Origin of the sequence: Promicromonospora sp. NPDC023987, assembly GCF_040639055.1 — a bacterium.
GTDB lineage: Bacteria > Actinomycetota > Actinomycetes > Actinomycetales > Cellulomonadaceae > Promicromonospora.
Window position 1 is genome coordinate 1 of the sequence record NZ_JBEZZF010000013.1, and the last position, 20,676, is coordinate 20,676.

Consider the following 20,676-nt stretch of genomic DNA (forward strand, 5'->3'; position numbering starts at 1 on the left):
CGCCCGGGTCATACCGGTCTACGTGGCGTTCCCGGTAATCATGGCCCCGGTGGGCCAGCTGGCGACCCGGACGTTCGGTCTGGATGTGGCCGCCGGTCGGGCGCTGACCTTCAGCGGCGGACCCGCAACTCCCTCGTAGTGCTCCCGCTGGCGCTGCCACCGCCACTGCCGTACGCGATCGCCGCCGTCGCCGTGGTCACCCAGACCCTCGTCGAGATAATCGCCATGATCGTCTACGTGCGCACGGTCCCTCGCCTCAACCGCACCGAAGGCCGTCGCGAGCGGCGTGAACGACTTCAGTCGGTGTCAGTAGCGCCTGACTGCCACAGACCGGCTGCGGGGAGCGCCCCTCACAGGTGCAGATCCTCAAGGGCGGTGAGGTATCCCTCGGTGTAGGTGGGGAACTGGGCTACCTGGTCCAGGAGGGTGTCGATCGGTATCTGTGCCCGGATCGCCAGGGATGCCTGGTGGATCCACTCCCCGGCTTGCGGTGCGACGGCCCATGCCCCGATGAGCACGCGCCGATCGGCGTCCGCCAGCAGCCCCAGCTGACCACGCGGCTCGCGTTCGTAGGTCCACGGCCGGGCCAGGGTGGCCGGGAGGTCGGTTTGAGTGGACACTGTCCTCAGGCTGGCCTGGTCGGCTTGAGCCTGCGTGAGCCCTGCGGCGGCGATCTCCGGGTCGGCGAACACCACGCGCGGGATGCCGTCGTAGTCGGCCGCCCTGGGCCGACGACCCAGGATCGCGTCGGCGACGATGCGTCCCTGGTACTTCGCGACGTGCGTGAACGACATCACCGCGGTGACGTCCCCGATCGCCCACACGCCTTCGGCTGCGCGGCAGTGCTCGTCGACCATGATCTCGCCCCGCTCACCGAGGCGAACACCGGCCGTGTCCAGGCCCAGGCCGTCGGTGCGCGGCGCGCGGCCCGTGGCGAGGATGACCACGTCGCCCCGGACGCTGGTGCCGTCGTCGAGGTCCAGCACGCTGTCGGCCCCCTCCGCACGGGCGCGGGTCGGGCTGGTCCCGTTGCGCACCTGGACGCCCATCTCGTTCAGGAGGTTCTGCGTGAGGTCACCGACCGGGGGCTCCTCACGGGCGAGCAGCCGGGGGCTGCGTTGAACGACGGTGACCTGGACCCCGAAGCGGGCCAGGAACACCGCGGTCTCCACCCCGGCGGCGCTCCCGCCGACGATGACCGCGCGGCGGGGAAGGTCTCGTGCGGTGTAGGTCTCCCGGTTGGTCCATACCGTGACCGTCTCCAGGCCGGGGATGGGGGGAGTCACCGCCTCTGAGCCGGTCGCCACGATGACGTGGTCGGCAGTGAGCTGGCGCGCGTCGATCTCAACCGTGCCGGGTGTGGTGAGGCGCGCCTCGCCTTTGATCACCACGGCGCCCTGGTCGGCGTAGCTGTCCACCTGGCCGGAGTCGTCCAGGTGGCGGGCCATGTAGTCGCGGTAGTCCCGAGCGTCCGGCCAGTCCAGCTGAGGCCCGCCCACGCCGGCGGCACGCTCGGCACCCGCGGCGGCCTCGGGCGGGCGCAGCACGGTCTTGGAGGGGATGCACGCCCAGTACGCGCACTCCCCGCCGATCAGTTCTCGCTCGATGACCGCGACGGTCTTGCCCCCGGCCAGCAGCCGGCTGGCTGCCACCTCACCGCCGGGTCCCATCCCGATCACTACGACATCGACGTGCTCACTCATATTGACCTCCTCAAGGTCTCGGTCGCCCAGCGCCGTTGCGGCGCCAGTTGGTTGGCGGTCAGGCGCAGCAGGAGGTGGGCATCTCGTTGCGGAACAGTCCGGCGGCGATGCGCAGGCTCTCGGCCATGGTCAGGTAGGGCGCCCACGTGTCTGCGACGTCGTCGACCGTCATCCCGGCCTTGATAGCGTAGGTGGCCGCGAGCATCATCTCCCCGGCACCGTCTGCCAACGCGTGGACACCCAGTACCGCCCCAGTCTGCGCGTCCGCGACGATCTTCACCGCACCGCGGGTCTCGTGCTGGACCAGAGCGCGAGGCACGTCGGCCAGGTCCAGGACCCGGGACTCGCAGGTGATGCCCTGGCGGAGCGCCTGAGCCTCGGTCAGGCCCGCGGAGGCCAGCTGCGGGCGGGTGAACACCACCGCCGGCAGGCCGCGGTAGTCCACTCGGGTGGGCCGCCTCTCACTGCTGGCCAGGGCGTTCAGGGCGGCGACGCGGCCGGTGGCGGCAGCGACGTAGACATACTGCGGGCCGCCGGTGACATCACCGGCGCCATAGACCCGCGAATTGGTGGTCCGCTGCGTCTCGTCCACCACGACGAAACCACGCTCGTCGGTACCGACTCCGGCGACCGTCAGGTTCAGCCCATCGGTGCGGGCGTGACGTCCGGTCGCAACCAGCACGCGCTCAGCCTGCACCCGGCGCCCCGAGGCGGTCACCACCACCACGCTGTCGGGTGCGGGCTCCACGGCGGTGGCCCGTTCCTCCAGCACGGTGATCCCGTCGTCGGTGAAGACACTGCGTAGCGTTTCGGCCAGCTCGGGTTCGGCGTGTGGCGCGAGCCGGCCCACCACGCTCACCTGAGCACCCAGGTGAGCGAACAACTGGGCCTGCTCCATGCCGACGTACCCACCGCCCACCACGACCAGCGACCGCGGGACCGCGGTCAGCTCCATCGCCGAGGTCGAGGTCAACCAGTCCACACCCTCGAGCCCGGGAAGGTCGGGCTGGGCCGGCTCGGCGCCGGTCGCGATCAGGTACGCCCCGGCGCGCAGCGGTTGTCCGTCCACCGCCAGGGTGCCCTCATCGATGAAGGAGGCCTGGCCGGACAAAATCTCGAAGCCGTACGCGTCGGCGACGTCGGCGTACTTGGCATGCCGAAGCAGCTTGACCAGCTCGTCCTTCTGAGCGACCAGCGAACCGAGGTCGACCCGGCCGGTGCTCGTCGGCGCACCGGGGAAGTGACCGTTCGCCGCGTCGTGCCGGGCGCCTGCAGCGGCCAGCAACGTCTTGGACGGCACGCAGCCGACGTTCACGCACGTGCCGCCCAGCACCCCGCGCTCGACCAGCACGACGCTGGCACCGGCCTGACGGGCGGCGATAGCGGCGGCCATCGCCGCACCACCGGACCCCACCACCGCAAGATCCATCTCGTGCACGTGATCACCGCTGCTCTGGCTCATCACCACTCCCTGGCTGGTCCGATCGCTGGCCACCAACCAGACTGGACCTTCCCCTGCAGGGGAAGGTCAACCCACAGCGCGAGGAGAATCCATGCGGATCGGTGAACTGGCCGCAGCCACCGGGACCACCACCAAGACGCTGCGCTTCTACGACGCCGCCGGACTGGTCCACCCCTCCACGCGCTCGGGCGCCGGATACCGGGACTACGACACCCACGCCATCGACCGGGTCCGCTTCATCCTCCGCGGACGGACCGTAGGCCTGACCCTCGCCCAGATCCGCGAGATCCTGGACCTGCGCGACACCGGCGCCGCCCCATGCGACCACGTCCAACGCACCCTTGACCAGCAGCTCACCGCCCTCGAACAGCAGATCGCCGAGCTCACCGCCCTACGCGAGACCATCAACTCGCTACGCCGGCGCAACGTCGAGTCCAGCACCTGCCAGCCTGAGACCATCTGCCGCTACCTGTAGAGGTTAGGCGACATCAGCAAGGACAAGACGGCGACCGTGCGCAGCTCGGCGCTATCCGACCGGCCCAGTACCCGGCTTCATCACGGTCCTTGGCCTACGCCGACGTCGTCGTCGTTGCCTCGTCTGCGCTCGATTCCCTCGAGGACGTCGTCGAAAGCCCGCCGGGACTGTACTTTCAACAGCTCTGACGCACTTCCGGTGGTGGGTCGCGGTCGGGGCCGATGTTCTGCCATGATCGGCCGCTGGTGATGCGAAGGCGCTGGTCAGAGCTGTTTCCGAGGTTTGGACGCGCTGGTCGTGGATGACGTGACCGAGCGAAGCAGCGGGCTGATCGTGGCCATCTCGACGCGTGGCGGGCCGGTGTGCTGTCCGGTCTGTGGTGAGCCGTCGGAGCGGGTCCACGCGTGGCACGAGCGGTCGCCGGCGGACCTGCCGGTCGCCGGGGTCCAGGTCGAACTCCGGGTCCGGGTCCGACGCTCCCAGGCATCCGCGCTTGCATCGACGCTCTGCGGCCGCCGATGTGACACGACTGGAGCGCGAGCAGGACACCGCGCCGTCACGCATGTGACTCCTGCCGGACATCGCATGCGAACTGCGTGCTTCCGCGTCAAAGTCGTGTCTTCTCCGTGTCCCTCCGGATCACCGGTAACGACCTCGGACGGCACCGCTACCCGCGACGGGCAGGTCCCGCACGCGAACCAAGCACTCCCCGAGGTCCTGCGGTACTCGCCGTCATGGATGGCGGGACCCAAGCCCGGCCACGGCGTCGAGGCCCTGCACGGAGCCACGGTCGACCAGCAAGGACGTGGCATCATGCGCAAGGCCCCACCCGCAACCAGCAAGCCCGACATTCCGCCTACCGCTCACGCAAGCCGGCGAAGCGAGCCGGACGAGCTGGAAGCGCGCATCAGGAAGTTCGTTGACGACCGCCCCCGCTTCTCGGCAGGCCTCGTAGCGACGATTAATCGAGCACTAAGCGCGCCGCCCGATCGTCGTTGAGCAGGGCGACGTGGGTCAGGACACCCGATTGCGGGAGAAGGTTTGCAGCTCGCGACGGGGAATTGAGCCAGATCTCCTCTATTTCAGAATCATCAAGATAGGCTTGTAGCGGCCCAAAGCCGCCAACCGCGTCCGAAATCTCCCGGACCACGCGCTCCAGGTCGGGCAACCCGGGGAGCAGACCGCGTGCAACGCGGTCCGCATAGTCCGCAGCCGCTTCACGCACCAGATCGGCAAACCGTTCCGGCTCGGCCATCGGGTCCACGCCACGACGCCGGACGAGCTCACGCACCTCACTCTCCAGCAGAGCGACCCCGTCAGCTCGTGCCAAGCCGGCCGCACGCTCACCGCCGACATCGAGCCGAGCCGGCCGACGCAGTTCCGTCCGTTCCACCGCAGCGGACATAGTCCTCCCCCTGAGCTCTCGCCACTCGCGCTCCCCCTGCGGACCGCCACCGACCCCGACCCTAGGAGGATCCATCCGGATCCGCGCGCCACGACAGGAATGCCTGTGGATAACTCTTGCCCCGCCCCAAGACACCCGCACGCGAGCGGGTCGAACAGTCCTGAGACCCCCGAGCCCACGCATCTGGCCCGCCAGTTGGTCGCTGAGTACATCGACTGGTTCAACCACCATCGCCTGCACGGCGAGATCGGCCTGGTCCCACCGGCCGAGTTCGAAGACACTTATTACCGTCACAACCCCGTGCCGACTACCGTCGACGCGTCAGTGCCGAGCCTCCACTGAACCCGGTGCGAGACAGTAGCGCCATCGACCGGAGCGAGGGACGACTCAGGCGCCGTGCCGTGGAAGCGCATGGTCCCTGCCGCAGCGCGAGGTGATCGACCCGTCTTTGGCGACCTTGTGCAGCAGGAACAACTCCCACGCATTGCACTCCATGCAAACCTCAGCCTGCGCAATGGGCCACAGCGCCAATGGAGCAGCAGATGGCCCATACACATAGATGCGGTTCGGGTCGAGCGCCCCTGGATGCGGACGCTCAAAGGGCTCCCAATCAGGGTGACTACCTCGCAGGCGCCGTCCAAACAGGGTGAACCCACCATTGCCGGTGTACGTACACATATCGACCATGTCCCAGCGCAGGCTGGACAGCCAACCCACTGATTCCAAAGCCACCACCACGAGCGGCTCGAGGATGCTGACTTCCCGCTCCAACTCATGCTCCGGCTGGACCCTGCTCGCGTGACTGGAGTCGTTCCTCATGCCGCGCAGCTTGTCCAGCAGATCGATCAACCCGTCAGGCCCTAGCGCTCCTTCCAGCCCTGGAAGTTCTGGGGCGGGCCCTTCCTTGAGCAGGCTCGAAATCTGGTTCTGCCACGTCCCGAAGGTCGCTCCGCCACCCCGCTTGAAGGGGCTGCGCAGAGAGTCATCGAAGTTCTGTCTGCGGTGGATCCGGACTGCAAGGGCGAGCACACCCACACAGCGGGCCACGCTCTCCGCGAGCTTGAGCAAGGCGTCCTTGCGCTGGGCGAGAGTCGTGGCAATGCGGTACTGCCGGGCCAGCGATGCCACGTGGTATGGATAACTCCACTCGGCTCGCCATACCGGGTCGCCAAGCGGTTGGACAAGCTCCCCAATGATGCGGGCCTCGTAGGCGGAGGCCGCGGCGGTGCGACGCATCTCGTCGAGGCCGGATCGCGGGTCACGGAACACGTTTGGCAGGATCCGGGAGGTCGTGCGGGCAAGGGCCTCTTTGCCGCCGTCGAGATCGACCAGGAGTGAGTTGAACTCGGGGTCCCTAATGAGTTCGACGGGCGCCAGCGAGTTCATTGAGACATGGAAATGCGGGCTCTCTTCTTCACCTGCCCGGGTTCGCAGCCACTCGCACAGAGCGCGGCCGCTACTGCCGAGGGGACGCAGCACGGTCAACGGTGTGAGGGCTTCCCCGAAATCCGTTGGAAGCAGTCGCCAGTTGCTCGCTTGCCCCACCACGTCTCCACCGGCACAGAGGGCCAGAGGCCGCATCGTTCCCGAAGCGTCGGGAAGATCCGCTGCGGTGACGGCGGTCTGAAGTTCGCTTCCACTGAGCAAGGGCATGCCCCCCGTCGCCCTCTGACCAAACCAGGGGCTTACAGGCCGCGCCACCACCGATAGCGGCCCAAAACCTGTATCCCGCCCGCCAACGAGGAAGGGAGCCCGCGGCAGAGCACACCCGATCCTGACCCCATCCAGGTCAGGCCACGCGTCAGGCGATTCGGGAGCTATCTCGCGCCGTACGTATTCCTCGACATCCTGCCCAAGAGGTACGTGCACGATGTCGGCCAACTTAGGGTCTCGAAGCGTGCGTCCCTGCTCGTCCGTCTGGACTTCGCCTCCCGCGTCCGAGATGGCTACGGCCTTGCGTAGGCGGTCCAACAGAGAGCGTGGGATCTCAGCCGACAGTCCTGCGGTCAGCAGCGCCGTCGAGAACGCACTCCTGAACGCTGCCCACGTAGGCCACGACTCACCGGCCAACTCACGCAGAGCACGCAACAGGTCCGGAGCTTGATCGAAGCGCTTCAGCACCCTCGATGATTCGACGTCCTCGATGGCGTCGTCAGTTACGGCAAACCGCTGCCTCAGCGGCCAATTGATCGTGACTGCCTGGTATACGAGATCGTCGGCGCCGAGCAGCAAGGCTTCATCGCTGCCGTCGTCTTCCTGGCCTTCTTCGGCCATACCGCCGTAGGCCGCCTCGTATCGCTCCGCGATCTGGGCGATGTGCTGATTCGTCATGTAGTGGCGCTTGCTGTCCAGCACCCTGCGCACTGTTACGGAGTATTTGCGTGCGTCGAGAGCGATGATCTTTCTTTGCAGTTGGGGCGGTTTGCGGTTGGACAGCAGCCATACGTACATCGGAACGCCGGTATTCGGAAGGAGGTCTGAGGGCAAGGCAACCACGCCCTCCAGCAGGTCATTCTCCACTAGCCACCGTCGGATTTCCGACTCACCCGAGCCTGCAGCTCCACGCTGCAGCGCCGAGCCTGTGAACACGACGGCAGCTCGGGCACCGCCCTCGTCCACGGGCCGCATATGGGCGACGAGATCTTGGACGAAGAGCAAAGAGCTATCGCTAACCCGTGGCAGCCCTGCTCCGAAACGCCCGTCGAACCCCAGATCCTCCGCCTCGCTTTTCACTTCCTCCTGCTGATGTTTCCAATCGAGACCAATCGGCGGGGCAGCCAACAGATAGCCGAACGACTCGCCTCGGTGCAGGTCGTTCGTGAGGACATCTCCGTGCATGATCCCTGTGGGACCCGCGCCTCTCATCAACCGCAGCGAGCGAGCTATCGCATACGTTTCCCGATTGATCTCCTGGCCGGACACCAACGTCCCGGCGAAACTTCCCACCTCTCGAAGGAAGTCTTCAACCGCAGAGAACATGCCGCCGGTACCGCAGCACGGGTCGTAGACAGTGATCGCCGGCCCCGGTCGCGTCAGCGTTGTGACATCCGGGCCGAGCAATAATCTGGCGGTCAACGCGCTTAGGTCCCGCGGACTCGTGTGCTCGCCCGTGATCTCTGGCGACGTTTCGGCAAAGTGCCGCACGAGTTCCTCGTACGCATGCCCCATCTCCCGGTCAGAAACGGCAGCGTGGCTCAAGTCCAGCTCAGCGAACTGAGCCACGACCTGCCGGAGCACCCGCACCTGCGCCAGATGCCAGACAGTGCGTGTGAAGTCGAACGAGTCGAGCACATCCACGATTTCAGCGGGGAACTGCCGCACAAGTCGGTCCAGCCCTTCGGCCAGGAGAGGCTCAACTTGTGGAGATGCTTCGTCGTCGACCACTAGCAGTAGTCCGGCGAGATTGTCCCCCTCACCGAGAGGTCCGCGCGTTTCAGTGATTCCTTGGGCGATTACACCGGCGCCAGGCACATCGTTAGGGTCCTCACCCCCCGTAGCAGAAAGCCGCACGTCCACTTCATACAGGCGCAGGCATTCCATACGACGCAACATGGTGAAGGGCAGGATCACCCTGCCGTACTGACTCGAACTCAAGCCGCCACGCAGCAGATCTGCTATCGACCATATGAAGTCCGCCCGTACTGGATTCCCGACCCCGGCCACTCGCCCTCCCTAGTCCGACGGCGCCTGCCGCCGAAGCACCGGTCATCATCTCACTTGGGCCGTGGCCTGGGAGCGACTCAAAAGGTGAATTCCGCGAGGCGTGGCGTTGATTACCGGAAGATCTACGTACCCCGCCTCAGCCTCGGAACAGCGACCAGGTCAGACTTCGTATTGGCACCGCGCCGTACACGTTGCCCCGGTCCAGCATCGATCGCGGCTCGGTTCAACCCTTGGTGTCGGGCTCCACCACGGCTTCCGGCTAGATCTAAGGGGCGATGGTCCCAGTACAGCCGCACGAGCTAGCCAGCGACGTGTACCGCCAGATCAGGACGAGCTCGACGACCGCGAACAGCACCAGGAGGATCGGCACGACCTGCCCCCTCACTCAGCGGCGCGTGAGAGCCTCGAGACGTCCGCTCGCGATGGTCAGGGGTATGCGTTCTTGTTCGAGGCGCCGGAAGCCGGCGAAGGCGGGGTCGCAGAGCATCTCGTAGACGGCTCGCTCCTCGGGTTGGAGGTGAAGGCCGAGTTTGGGGATTCGGCCGGTCAAGAGGCGACCCTTGCGGTCGTGATTGGTTCCGAAGCGGCCCCATTGCTCGTAGGCGACCTGGTCCATGAACAGGGAGTGATGGACGACGCCAGTGGAACGGAACTGGGAGAGGATCTCCAGGCCGTCGGCATCCAGGTCTCCCCAGTAGGCGACCAGCGGCGCGGAACGGATCCATTCGAGGCCTGGGATCGCGCCCGGACCACTACCGGATCCCTCGACAGCGATCCCGCCCGGGATGTCAGGGAAGGCGACGACTGTGTCCTTGTTCTCGCAGATGAGCACCACGCGCACTGGGTAGGGCAGGAGGTTGCGGTCGCCGAGGCTGTGGCAGTCGTGGCGTCGTCCACCGGCGAGCAGGTGGTCGGGGTCAAGGTAGGTGAGGTGGACGCGCGGCGGGTGTGGAGCGGAGAGTCCGAGGTCTTCCTTGCCGGACAGCGCGCGGACCATGTCCTGGCGGGTGTTGAGCCACTTCGCCTGCATGCCCGGGATCGGGACCTGGCGTGGGGTGCGTCCTTCTCCGTCGCGAACCTGGAACCAGGCGGCAGCAGTTGTGAGGATCTCGATGTCGAGGTCGGCCCAGCTGGTGATCTTCTGCACGACGGTCCGGAGCCTGGTGGAGTCGTTCATGGTCATGGGGAACTGCTCGGTGAGTTTGGTGGCGAGGAAGCGTGCACGGGTGAGCCTGTCCGGCCAGCCCTCACCGACCAGACGAGCGGCAGTGTCCAGGTCAGGGACGATGACGGCTTGCGGAACGACCTGGCCGGATTTGAACACGCTCTTGGACTCGGTCTCCAGTTCCACTCCGTGGGTCTCGGCCCATCTCATCCACTGGTGTATCCAAGGTAAGTACTTGGAGAATCCGGCTTCGAGGACCCGGCCCTTGGGTGGGGCTAATGAGATCCTGGCCCTCCACGCATGCGCCACCCCCGTCGCGTGTGCCGCCCACGCCCTCCCCAACGCTCCGTCGAGGGACTTGACGACGTCCTGCGGTTCGAGCGGCATCAGTCCCCCTTCTTGCTGGTCCGCGGGTTGTAGTAGCGGACCTGGGACTCGTTGGTCTGCTGGTTCTTGGTGGTCAGCAGGATCTTGTTCACGTGGCGCTCCAGGGTTGTGACCATCTGCAACGGAGCTCCGACGATGAGCTGGAAGTTCAGGCGGGACCAAGCAGTGACGGCGCGTTCGGTGTGCTCTGGATCGGCCTTGATGAAGGCTTCGTCGAGGAACACGGGGGCGAACCTCGGGCGTGCGCGATCTTCGTCACCGAGTCGGTAGCGCAATGCAGAGCCGATGATGAACGCGATGAGTTCCTGGGTCTCGCCACCGGACTTGGCGCTCAACGAGGCATAGGTCGCCTGCAGCTCGTTGCCCTGGTCGTACTCCTCGGCGATGATCGTGATGTTCCTGCGCACATCCAGCAGGAAGTCCCGTTCTGAGACCTTCGGGTCGTACCGGTCGTCCTTCGGGCCGCGGATCCGGTCCAGGAACCGGGCCGCACGCAGGTAGCGACGCTCGACCTGTTCGGCATCCAGAGCCGTGGTCGCGGTACTGGCCAGCTCGCGCAGCTCGGCGGTAAAGTCCACGATCTTGGTAGGGATCTTCTTGCGCGGGTTCATGTGCAAGTAGTGTCCACCGGGCCCGAACTTCAGGGTCCGCAGGATCGCGTTGATCGGGTCCAGCCTCCCGAAGATCTCCAGGTAGGACGTCTCGATCGCCTTGAGCAGCCCGACCAGGTCTTCCCCGGACCACTTGACGACGATCTGGCGGAATTCCTCTTGCCGTTCAGCCATCTGGCTGTCGGAGAGGTCCTGGCGGATCCGTGCGAAGTCCTCGTAGCAGCCCACATCCACCGTCAGCCGCGGATCAGGGAACTTTTCCAGATACGCCGCGAACGTGCCCGTCAGTTCGCCGCTGCTGCGGACCTGCTCGGTGCGGGCATCGGCGAGCGTCTTGCGCAGCCCCGAGCGCAGCGTCGCCAGGTTCGCCATCCACCGGTCCAGGTCATCGGGTTCGTTCCTGGCGCACAGTTCGCCGAACCGAGTGCTGATGCCGCCGGCCTGCTGATCGGTCAGCGAGATGCCTTGTCCCCGCAGCGATGCCTCCTCCCGCTCAAGGCGCTGCGCATCGCCGTCAAACTTGTCGGCCAGAGTTTTGATCTCGCCGATCTTTCTGCCGTGCAGGACCCGTTCCGCCTCCTCGTCGGCGATCTCCTTCTCCAGTTCGGCGATCTGCAAGTTAAGAGTCGCCAGCCGATCGCTGTCCGCCAAGAGCCTGGTGTGCTCGGCTGCCCAGAGCACGCCGTCCCGCTCCGGGGTACGCACGTCGATGTGGTCGAACTGCACACCAGCGAGCCGTGCGTGCTGCTGGCTCCGACGTTCCAGAACCTGCAAGCCATCGGTGAGCGGCTTGCGCTGCTGATCAAGTTCGTCGATCTGCTCCTCGACGATCGTCTTCGCAGCGCTGGTCTGCTCGATCAAGTCCTTGTTGTTGAACCCGAGGATGTCGTCCTGGTTCCACCGGCCGTGCTCACCGCGGACGCCCTGACGCATCTGCCCGGTCAACGTCACCCTGCGACCGCCACCTGCCAGGCCACGCGCGTCCTCCACGCAGACCGCGTTCAGTCCTGGCTCGGCGACCCGCCCGGCAACCCAGCCACGGTAGGGACTATCGGACTTGAACTCGAGCTTCCCGGCAACGGTGTCCTCCACCGCGGGCGGTGGTAGCGCCAGTCCGCGCTGGGCACCGGTGTACTTGAGTCGGCCTCGCAGCTGGAGGCTGTCGATCGCCGCCGAGAAGTCCTCCAGCCGTTCCAGGGGCACGAGCATCCGTCGAGCTTCGCCGCCCAGCACCACCTCCACGGCGGTCGTCCACCGCCTGTGCTCCTCGGCCACAGCGACAAGCTCGGCGATGAACGGTGCGTCAGCCACGTTCATGCCTGCTGCCCGGCAGACCTGATCACGCAACTCGTTCAGGTCTTTGCCGACCCGGCTCCTCGTTCCCTGCAGCGCCCGCAGCCGCTCACCGAGTTGGCTCTTGCGGTCAAGCAGCGGCCAGCGCTGCTCGTCAATCTCCTCGACCTCCCGGGCGACCTTCCCGCGTCGTTGGTCGAACGTCGTTGCCAACTCCACTCCTTGCGCCTGAAGGTGCTCGAACTGTGCTCGGTCGGCCAGGTCCACCCCGTCAGTGACCAAATCGGGCATGTTTTCCACGTGCACGGCCAGCGCTCGTCGCCGCTGCTCGGCCAGCACCCGCAGTTCCTCGATCTCACGAGCAAGCTGCTCCAGCCGGCCTCCGCCGTTGTTTTCGTAGTCAGCCTTCAACGGTGCGAGCCGAAGCTTCATCGTCACCAGGCTGCCCTGCGCCTGCAGCAGGTCAGCCTCTTCCTGCTCGCGACGCTCGCGATTGGCCTCCTGTGCACCGGTGACCATGTCGGCCTCACGGACGATGCTCCACAGGGTCAAGGGGCTGGGTCCGTCGGCGTCAGCGCCGTAACCGGTCAGAGTGACGATCTGGTGATGGGCCCTGGTGAGGCGGTCCCAGACGGTTTCAATGTCCTTGAGAATCTCGCGTTTCTGGCGCGTCTGGCGCATCTGCTGGTAGATGCCGTCGAGCGCAGCGAAGTGCTTGAGGACAGTGTCGGCCTCGTCGTAGGTGTCAGGCCGCTCGAGGACCATCTCCTTGTACAGTAGATCGACAGTGCGGATCTGCTGGCCTGCCTGGACTCGGGCCAAGAGCCTGAGGGCTTTCATTCCGTCGCCGCTGATGCCCCCGATGCCGAGGCTGGAGAACATCTCGTTGAAAAACTTCTCGTAGGTCTCGTGCGGTGCAATGCCCCTGGCCCGCAGTGCCTTGGGCTCAAACCTGCCCGGAACGAGGTCTTCGAGACTGGCCAGGTCCAGCTCGCTCTCGGTGGTGCACAGTCGGGTAGTGACGTTGCCGTTGACCGGAACGTAGTAGAGGCGGCTGACGGTGTAGTGCTGCCCATGGTCGTTGACGAAGACCATCGCGATGGCACCCCACGTCGCGGCCTTCTCCCCACGGGTGACCACGGGGCGTTCGTGTCCGTCGTCGCCGGTGACGGTGTTGATCTGGCCGCGCAGGTAGGACAGGATCGAACGCTGCTCGGCGCCGCGGGCACGGCCGGCTCCCTGGTTCGAGGCGCCGTTCAGCGGAATGTCGGAAGGCATCATGAGCGTGGTATAGGCATCCAGCAAGGTGCTCTTGCCCGTACCGGAGGCTCCAGTGAGCAGGGTGCTGTCGCGGTCAAGTGCGACTGTGGTGCGAATGTATCCGCCCCAGTTCACCAACTGCAGACGCAGCGCCCGCCACTGGGTGGTCTCTGGTGTGGCGCCAGCAATCCCGAACAGCCGCCCGGCCGCCGGCAGCAGGCCTGGCTCGTCGTCAGCGAACAGCGGCGCAGTGTCGTAGGTCGTCATGGCTGGCCTCCGATCTGCTGGGTCCCCGGGGTACCGAGCTGGTCCAGGAGTCTGTTGAGGGTGGGTAGGTCGATCAGCGCTTCAAGGAGGCGCACGTCGAAGTCGTACTCGCTGGCGCGTTCGGCGCCGATCAGGATCCCCGCTCTGCGGAGTCTCTCGATCGCCGCGTCAGCCTTGCCGTTGTCCCTGGCCAGGTTGGTCGCCGCGCTCGGACGCATCGCGGCGACGTGGCCCAGCATCGACTGCCGGTCAACATGCTCCACGTCGCGACCGGCGCCAGCGGCGACCCTGGCTGCGGCCCGCAGGTGGGTCAGCAGGATCGTCTCCTCCTTGTTCCAAGCCGTGCGTCGCAGAAGGGACGGCGAGTGGGGCACGCTCTGCGGGGCCATGGCCTGACGCTTGTAGGCGACCTCGCGCTGAGTATCGATTTCCAGGACCAGCAGCAGGTCGTTCAGCCGTTTGCGGATCAGGTGGGCGCCAGCGACGAGTGCCTTGTACTCCCGTGGGTTGGCTCGCCCGCTGACGAACCGATCGCGCAGCACGAAGATCAGGGCCCGGCGGGTCTCGTAGTCCAGGCTGCTCTCATCGCCGTCGAACAGCTCCCGGGAGATTGAGGCGTCCACATCGGGGTCGGCGTAGTCGTCGACCTCGTCGTCGCGGTCACGGCTGAGGAACGCCGGGGTATCGTCCCAGGCAGCTGTCTCGGTCATGCGGGCTCCTGAGGTCCAGGCCTGGTCAGGCGTGCGCGGGCGGTGACGAAGGTCCGGGTGGACCCGTCTGGGCGTATCGCATGGAATTCTTCGAGAGTCTCGCCGTCCGCAGGTTCCAGGAGTCCGTCGCGGTCTGCCAGGTAGTGCAGGCCAAGGATCTCCACCGGGCGCCGCAGCTCAGGCTCCAAACCGTTGAACAGATCCGACAAGGCGGCGTGGCGCTCCCCGGCGACGCTCTGTTCCAGCAGCGTCTGCAGCAGCGGCAGTGTGGGCCCTCCCCACACAGCCATATCCACCACATCCTGGACGCTCAGGTCGACGGCTTCCTCTGCTTCGGGAAGCGGCGGTGGGAGCACGTCAGCCGCAGGATCGTGAAAGTCCACAGGGAACGTTCGCAGCTGCATCTGCTCGGGCAGCAGGCCTGACTCCAGGCTTGTATTCGGTCCGGTCCGTGCCAACCACTCCACGAACCGGGCTTCCAGCGACTTCAACGTCCGCCCGAGCTCCCGGTCCTGGTCCGCGTCATGGGTCTGCAGATAGTTCCGAATCGACTCCGTCGTCTGGGACCGCTGTCGAGTCACCCCGACGAACCCGCGCCGGATGAATGCCGCAGTGCTGCGCAGCGTGCGCCGGTCCTCATCGCCGAGGATCTCGCCCGCCTGCGGATGAGCAAGCAACGCTCGAAGGTGCTTGTCGAGCTCGCCTTCCAACACCGAGTCACGCAACAATGCCAGCGCGCCGTCGAACGCCCGCCCCTCAGGAGTCTTCGCAATCAGGTCATCCGCGTGCTGCAAGTAGGTCGCCACCAGCATCCCCGGCGGGCGGGCATCACTGCGGAACTCCTCCAAGATCTGCTTGCGGATTCGCTCGAACGCCTCTTGCACCCGCGTGAAGTCCGCCGGTAGGCCCGAGACCAGGTCCAGGACGTCGATGTACCCCTGCAGCATGTACTCCGGCGTCGGCGCCGGCACCTCCCCACCAGCATCCAGGAAGTCGAACTTCGCCTGCAGCTCGTCGATCTGCGCCTTGTACAGGCGCATACGCTCATCACGATCCGGGTTCGCCGCCGCGTTGAACCGCCGCAACGAGTCCAAGATCGTCGAGATCCGGTGCTCCGACAGCGTCGACCGATCATGGGTCAGCAGATCGACGAGTTCCAATGCTTTCTGTGCCTGATAGGTGAGCGTGTAGTCGCCGCTCGTCTCGCGGTTCAGCCACTGCCTCGCGACCCACTCCTGGCACAGTTTCTGCCCCTGCTTCTCAGGCACGCCAGTAACGCCCGCCGCCCGAAGGTCCACGAGAATCCCGTCGACAAGCAGATGCATCCGCGCCACCGGCACCGTTGGGGCATCATGGGAGAAGCAGACACGAAAGATCGTGACCGTCAACTGCGCATGCGCCCAGCGCAACATCGTCAGCGCAGGTTCTTTGAACGCTTCATCGATGCGCGCATGCTCGCCAACGACGCTTCTCACAATGGGCCTCCAGGTCGACCGCGGCCAGCGCCGACGCCGCTGGCCAGTTACGAACGCTAGCCCTGGACTCTGACACTCCCCCGTTCGACGCGGCGAACTCACCCATTCTTCGCCCCCGGTCGAATCTCGTCCCCGCACAGGGTTCTCGACGCGACCATGTCAGTGTTCGTCCGCTCCGCGGCGCACGTGCCGTGGGACACCAACAACCCATCCGGAACACGCGCGGCGCGATGGCAACGAGAGCCTCACATGGATCGCCGCGGACACGCCGCTGGCCCAGCAACTACTTGCCGACAACACGCTGCCCTTGACGTCTCACTGCCCCGATCTGGCTCGCTATCGTCGCGTCCCGTTCTGGTCGTCCTCGGCGTCACGACGGTGCACACGGCGATCTGGGCCGACCTCGACCACACATCTGGATCCTCACTGTCTGGACCCGCCGTGCTCGCCGCGACGTTTGTCAGGCCTCGGCTATGTCAGGTCCGTCGCGTGTGAGAACACCCCCGTCGGAGCAGGCGTGACCACGTCGGCGATCCACAAACGTCTCCCCCGAACATGGGCAATCCAGACCAGCATCACGGCGCCAGAGGCCCGTCTCGGGCGGTTTCCCACGGCGAACCAGCTACCGGTCCCGCGTCAGAAGCGCCAGCGCGCCCTACGCACGACGACGGCGCGGTCTTACTGACCCCTGTAAGTCCACTGCTTGCCGGTCTGGCGGTACTGCTCAACAGGGATGGGCTCGACATCCGGGTCCATGCGTGCGGTATAAAGTAGGCCGTCGAGGTGGTCGATCTCGTGATGGACCAGGCGGGCGAGCCCGGTCTCATACGTTGTTGTGGTGACTGTGCCGTCGAGCGCAGCAGTCTCGACGGTGATGCTCAGGGGGCGGGGCACCATGCCCCGCACGTCGAAGAAGCTGAGGCAGCCCTCGTACTGCCCGTCCTGCTCATCACTGGCGGCGATGATGCGGGGGTTGAGCAGGACCAGGACGTCCGCGGCAGGGTCGGGCGGCTGGACGACGGCCGCAGCGCGGTCGATGCCGATCTGCGGTGCGGCCAGCCCTCGCCCCTTGGCGAACTCGTGCACCTCGGCCAGTCGACGCAGCACCTCCAGGAGCCGCGCGGTCGTCTCTTCAGCAGCGGTCCGCTCAGTGGGCAGGTCGAACCGCCGCGTCGGGGTGTCGAGAATCGGCGCGCCGGCCTGGACGATGCCGAGCTGGTTCATCTGGTCGCTGGGCTTGGTCGAGGTCACGGGTGCTCCTGGTCGGTCTCGGTCCGGAACCGCCATTCGAGGCGGTACCGGGCGTGCAGCTGTGGGTTGTCGGTGCTCCAGGTGAACACGTCGACGCCGCCGTCAGCGACGTGCGTGAGCGCGGTAGCCAGGGGTGCGGCCTCTGTGGTCATGGAGGTCTCGGTGCCCCACACGACGGGGTCGAGGTGGGTCGGGAAGGCGAGCTGCACCTCGAGGTGCTCGGTGGGTAGCCGCACGGCGCGTTGGAACCAGCGGCCCCATTTCTCGGTCGCGACGGTGTAGGCGTATTCGATCCATACGGTCTCGCCAGGGTAGAGCGGGAAACGGGTCTGCGGGTTCTCGAACAGGAGCCAGACTTCCTTGAACGCGTCGCGGTCGTGCTTGGCCTCCCACCGCATCTCCTCGTTCCCGCTGGACGCAGTCAGGTTGAGCTCGTCCCAGGTCAGCGGATGCTTCCGGTAGTGGGCGTTGGAGCGTTCGGGCTCGCCGGGGTACCGGTCGACGCTGATCCGGATCAGGTAGCGGGTCACCGGTTGGTCCCCGGTGTTGCGCAGGCGACGACGCATCGTGAGCCGGTAGGCGGTCCCGTCGAACACCAGCTGCGCAGCGTCATGCTCGACCACCAGCGCGCTGCCGCCCGCATACGGCTGCGGGCCCGGCCGTGCTGGCAGCGCCGGTGTCCGGCCTGGGCTGCGGGATGCGGCGAAAGCACTCCAGCGGCGGCGTACCGCGCCACCGGCGTTGAGGATGTCGTCCGCCAGGCGCGCGAACTCCTCAGTGGGTCGGTGGCGTCCGGACTCGACATGGGAGACGTAGGACGGGTCGAAACCCATCTGCTGGGCCAGAGCCCGCTTGGACAGGCCGCGGACCTCACGCCAGTACGCGACCTCCGCGGCGAACGCGTCGGCCTCCTCGGAGAGCAGTTCATCGGTCACCGTGCGCGAGCCCCTTCGCCATGGCGGACGTGAAGGTGAGTGAAGCGTGAATGAGCTCGACTCACCATGCCCTCACCCTCTCACCTGCGCGTTTCCTGGCCCTGCAGGACGTTCCGATCGAGAGGAGATTCTCGTGATGGCAACACCGCAATGGGCCGACGCGATCCAGCGTGGCCTGGTCCAGATCGCCCCGGACGCCGTCGTCCACCCAACCGCGGTGCTGATCCTGGCCGACCGCACCGGTCAGGATCGGCCCCTCGTCATCAAGACCGGAGCTCGGATCGGGGCCTTCGCCGTCGTGCACGGCGGCACCATCCTTGGCGAGGACGTCGAGGTCGGGCACGGAGCAGTGGTCGGCGAGCCGGAGACCGGGTACGCGCTGCGTGCCCACCACGACGGGCACGGCGCAGACACGGTCCTCGGCGACGGTGTGGTGCTCCGCTCAGGTGCCACGGTCTACGCCGGCGTGCGGATCGGGGTGCGGACCACGATTGGCCACGGCACGCTGCTGCGCACCGGTGTCACGATCGGGACCGGCTCCCAGCTCGGGCACTTGATGACCGTCGAGCGCGGCACCCAGATCGGCGACCGGGTGCGCTGCTCCCCGCTAACCCACCTGACCGCGCAGATGCACATCGGCGACGACGCGTTCATCGGCGCACGGGTCGGAACCATCAACGACAAGCACCTGATCTGGCGCGACCCGGACCACGAGGAGCCGCTACGTCCACCACGAGTCGAAGCCGGAGCGAAGGTCGGAACCGGTGTCGTGCTGCTGCCAGGCGTCATCATCGGCGCTGGCGCACTGGTCGGGGCCGGCTCGGTCGTCACCCGCGACGTCGCACCCGGGACCACGGTGTTCGGTAACCCTGCACGCGAGAACGGAGGACGGTCATGACTGCGCTGGACTGGCTGGAGACCTTGCGTCCTGGACTCGACGTCGACCCAGGCCTCTGGGCTGCCTGGCAGCGCCTGGACGCGGCGCTGGAGGACGTCGCCGCCAACGACCCCGGAACGTCCGACCCGGCCACGCGGTCACGGTGGCTACGCCGGGTGCGCACCCGTCTCGCGCCACACCACGGAACCGGGCTGTGGCAGGCCGGGGCTCAGTTCCTGGCCGGCTACCGGGACCTGGACCTGCGCGAGGCCACCGGGACCGGGCACGGGCAGATGATCCTCGACCACGCAGCCGACCCGCTCGCCGGCCACTGGGAACAACAGCTCGCGGGCGGCGCGCTGGTCGGGATCGCAGCGACCGAAGCACACGGCGGCTCGCGCATCCAGGAGATCACCACCACCGCGCGACGCATGCCCGGTGGGCGGTGGCAGGTTCACGGCAGCAAGTGCTGGGTCTCCCGCCTGACCGAGTCAGACGCGTTCGTGACTTTCCTGCGCGACCCGGCCGGCACGATCTCGGCCGTCGTGATCGACGCCGCAACGCCAGGGCTGGCTCGGGAGCCTCGGGCGCCTTCCGGGCTGGGTGGTTGGTCGTGGGGGATGCTGACGTTCGACGGTGTCGACCTCGACCCTGCTGTCTGTCTGCTCGGGGGTGTGGGCGAGGGGCTGCGAATCTTCCGCGACCATTTCACCGGGTTCCGGCCGTTGGTCACGCTGTGCGCCCTGGGTACTGCCGCGAGCGTGCATGATCAGGTCCGCAGGCTCCTCGCGGACCGCACCGCCCGGGGCATCGTGCCGCGGATCCGGGACAACGCGCTGATCACCCTCGGGTCCACCTGGGCGCAGATCAACGCAGCCATCCTGCTCGCCCTGCACGCCGCCGGTCCCGACAGCCACGACCTGACTGCACGACTCGGCAAGGCCCACGGCGTGGATACCGCCTGCCACACGGCCGCCGCGCTCGCACCGCTGATCGGCGCCGTCGGATTCCAGCACGACCACCCGATCGCCAAGGCGCGTGCGGACCTGGCAGCATTGCAATTCGCCGACGGGATCCACGACTCCCTCTACCGTTCCGGCGGATCCGAGCTCCTTCGCACGGCGACCAGGTGGGCACGGCTGCAGGCCGCCTGAGCTGCAGGCCGACTGGCCAGGGCGGCTACTCGGTCGGCTTCACGCCGACCGGGTATCCGTTCTCCAGCTCCACCGCATCGCCATCAGCGATCGCGCGGAGCGCGGCCTCGATACGACGGGCCACCAGGGGGCGCATCCGCTCGTGCACCTGATCGACCGTGCACCACGCCCAGGATCGCAGCTCCTCGTCGGCCAGTCGGATCGCCGCCGCCTGCTCGTCGGTCATGCGTCCGCCGTCGTAAACGAAGATCAGGCCCTCCGTGCGACCCTCGATCGGCGGCACGTAGTCCACCGCCACCAGGCGACCCGGCTCGACCACCAAACCCAGCTCCTCACGTACTTCCCGCACGGCACCGTCGCGGGGAGACTCATCAGCCTCAACCGCGCCACCCGGGGCCTCCCAGACCTGCTTGTACGTCGGCTCGCACAGCAGCACCCGCCCCGCGTCGTCAGTGAACACCACCGTCGCCGCAGAACGCTTCCGCGGGATCGAGCGCGTGTACTCCGCCGAGCCGATGTCCTTGCCCGAGGTCTCTTCGAGAGCGATCGTCACACAACCGAACTTAGCCCTCCCGCCAACGGC

The 20,676-nt window shown here is 66.8% G+C and carries 15 protein-coding genes; 4 read left to right on the forward strand and 11 right to left on the reverse strand.

Features of this window, described 5'->3' with window-relative positions:
* Window positions 1-350: 350 nt before the first annotated feature.
* On the reverse strand, window positions 351-1,703 hold the full coding sequence (locus tag AB0F40_RS08570; protein WP_357465703.1) for an NAD(P)/FAD-dependent oxidoreductase: 1,353 nt from the start codon (window positions 1,701-1,703) through the stop codon (window positions 351-353).
* A gap of 58 nt (window positions 1,704-1,761) precedes the next feature.
* Window positions 1,762-3,165, reverse strand: a complete 1,404-nt coding sequence (gene merA / locus AB0F40_RS08575; protein WP_357465704.1) for a mercury(II) reductase — start codon at window positions 3,163-3,165, stop codon at window positions 1,762-1,764.
* 91 nt (window positions 3,166-3,256) lie between these two features.
* Here merA and AB0F40_RS08580 point away from each other — a divergent pair, with 91 nt between their 5' ends.
* Window positions 3,257-3,640 (forward strand): MerR family DNA-binding protein, encoded by a 384-nt coding sequence (locus AB0F40_RS08580; RefSeq protein WP_357465705.1) that lies wholly within the window; start codon window positions 3,257-3,259, stop codon window positions 3,638-3,640.
* A 360-nt stretch (window positions 3,641-4,000) separates the two neighbouring features.
* Window positions 4,001-4,639, forward strand: coding sequence for a transposase family protein (locus AB0F40_RS08585; RefSeq protein WP_357465820.1), 639 nt, complete (start codon window positions 4,001-4,003; stop codon window positions 4,637-4,639).
* Here AB0F40_RS08585 and AB0F40_RS08590 read toward each other — a convergent pair.
* The 8 genes from AB0F40_RS08590 to AB0F40_RS08625 form a co-directional block, all read right to left on the reverse strand.
* Complete coding sequence (locus AB0F40_RS08590; protein WP_357465706.1) at window positions 4,602-4,931, reverse strand: hypothetical protein; 330 nt, start codon at window positions 4,929-4,931, stop codon at window positions 4,602-4,604. The two genes, AB0F40_RS08585 and AB0F40_RS08590, sit on opposite strands and share 38 nt — an antisense overlap.
* 501 nt (window positions 4,932-5,432) lie before the next feature.
* Window positions 5,433-8,708 (reverse strand): class I SAM-dependent DNA methyltransferase, encoded by a 3,276-nt coding sequence (locus AB0F40_RS08595; protein WP_357465707.1) that lies wholly within the window; start codon window positions 8,706-8,708, stop codon window positions 5,433-5,435.
* Between the two features lie 385 nt (window positions 8,709-9,093).
* Complete coding sequence (locus tag AB0F40_RS08600) at window positions 9,094-10,260, reverse strand: Wadjet anti-phage system protein JetD domain-containing protein (protein WP_357465708.1); 1,167 nt, start codon at window positions 10,258-10,260, stop codon at window positions 9,094-9,096.
* Window positions 10,260-13,691, reverse strand: a complete 3,432-nt coding sequence (locus AB0F40_RS08605; protein WP_357465709.1) for an SbcC/MukB-like Walker B domain-containing protein — start codon at window positions 13,689-13,691, stop codon at window positions 10,260-10,262. The genes AB0F40_RS08600 and AB0F40_RS08605 overlap by 1 nt, the downstream gene beginning before the upstream one ends.
* Window positions 13,688-14,401 (reverse strand): DUF4194 domain-containing protein, encoded by a 714-nt coding sequence (locus AB0F40_RS08610; RefSeq protein WP_357465710.1) that lies wholly within the window; start codon window positions 14,399-14,401, stop codon window positions 13,688-13,690. The genes AB0F40_RS08605 and AB0F40_RS08610 overlap by 4 nt, the downstream gene beginning before the upstream one ends.
* A complete protein-coding gene (locus AB0F40_RS08615) occupies window positions 14,398-15,876 on the reverse strand; it encodes a DUF3375 family protein (protein ID WP_357465711.1) in 1,479 nt (492 codons plus the stop codon). Before AB0F40_RS08615 ends, AB0F40_RS08610 begins: the two co-directional genes overlap by 4 nt.
* A gap of 678 nt (window positions 15,877-16,554) precedes the next feature.
* The gene (locus tag AB0F40_RS08620; RefSeq protein ID WP_357465712.1) at window positions 16,555-17,127 is read right to left on the reverse strand and encodes a peptide deformylase; all 573 of its coding nucleotides are present in this window, start codon (window positions 17,125-17,127) and stop codon (window positions 16,555-16,557) included.
* Window positions 17,124-18,062, reverse strand: a complete 939-nt coding sequence (locus tag AB0F40_RS08625) for a helix-turn-helix transcriptional regulator (protein ID WP_357465713.1) — start codon at window positions 18,060-18,062, stop codon at window positions 17,124-17,126. The genes AB0F40_RS08620 and AB0F40_RS08625 overlap by 4 nt, the downstream gene beginning before the upstream one ends.
* Window positions 18,063-18,198: 136 nt before the next feature.
* Here AB0F40_RS08625 and AB0F40_RS08630 point away from each other — a divergent pair, with 136 nt between their 5' ends.
* Window positions 18,199-18,960 carry a DapH/DapD/GlmU-related protein gene (locus AB0F40_RS08630; RefSeq protein ID WP_357465714.1) on the forward strand — a complete coding sequence of 254 codons (762 nt, stop codon included), beginning with the start codon at window positions 18,199-18,201 and terminating at the stop codon, window positions 18,958-18,960.
* Window positions 18,957-20,093, forward strand: a complete 1,137-nt coding sequence (locus tag AB0F40_RS08635; RefSeq protein ID WP_357465715.1) for an acyl-CoA dehydrogenase family protein — start codon at window positions 18,957-18,959, stop codon at window positions 20,091-20,093. The genes AB0F40_RS08630 and AB0F40_RS08635 overlap by 4 nt, the downstream gene beginning before the upstream one ends.
* 25 nt (window positions 20,094-20,118) lie before the next feature.
* On the opposite strand, the gene AB0F40_RS08640 is transcribed toward AB0F40_RS08635, so the two are convergent.
* Complete coding sequence (locus AB0F40_RS08640; RefSeq protein ID WP_357465716.1) at window positions 20,119-20,646, reverse strand: NUDIX hydrolase; 528 nt, start codon at window positions 20,644-20,646, stop codon at window positions 20,119-20,121.
* Window positions 20,647-20,676 lie beyond the last annotated feature (30 nt).

What these genes read in the sequence shown, in the direction of transcription:
- AB0F40_RS08570 (WP_357465703.1), bottom strand. Translation starts at nt 1,703, where the DNA reads ATGAGTGAGCACGTCGATGTCGTAGTGATCGGGATGGGACCCGGCGGT.
- merA (WP_357465704.1), bottom strand. Translation starts at nt 3,165, where the DNA reads ATGAGCCAGAGCAGCGGTGATCACGTGCACGAGATGGATCTTGCGGTG.
- AB0F40_RS08580 (WP_357465705.1), top strand. Translation starts at nt 3,257, where the DNA reads ATGCGGATCGGTGAACTGGCCGCAGCCACCGGGACCACCACCAAGACG.
- AB0F40_RS08600 (WP_357465708.1), bottom strand. Translation starts at nt 10,260, where the DNA reads ATGCCGCTCGAACCGCAGGACGTCGTCAAGTCCCTCGACGGAGCGTTG.
- AB0F40_RS08605 (WP_357465709.1), bottom strand. Translation starts at nt 13,691, where the DNA reads ATGACGACCTACGACACTGCGCCGCTGTTCGCTGACGACGAGCCAGGC.
- AB0F40_RS08610 (WP_357465710.1), bottom strand. Translation starts at nt 14,401, where the DNA reads ATGACCGAGACAGCTGCCTGGGACGATACCCCGGCGTTCCTCAGCCGT.
- AB0F40_RS08630 (WP_357465714.1), top strand. Translation starts at nt 18,199, where the DNA reads ATGGCAACACCGCAATGGGCCGACGCGATCCAGCGTGGCCTGGTCCAG.
- AB0F40_RS08635 (WP_357465715.1), top strand. Translation starts at nt 18,957, where the DNA reads ATGACTGCGCTGGACTGGCTGGAGACCTTGCGTCCTGGACTCGACGTC.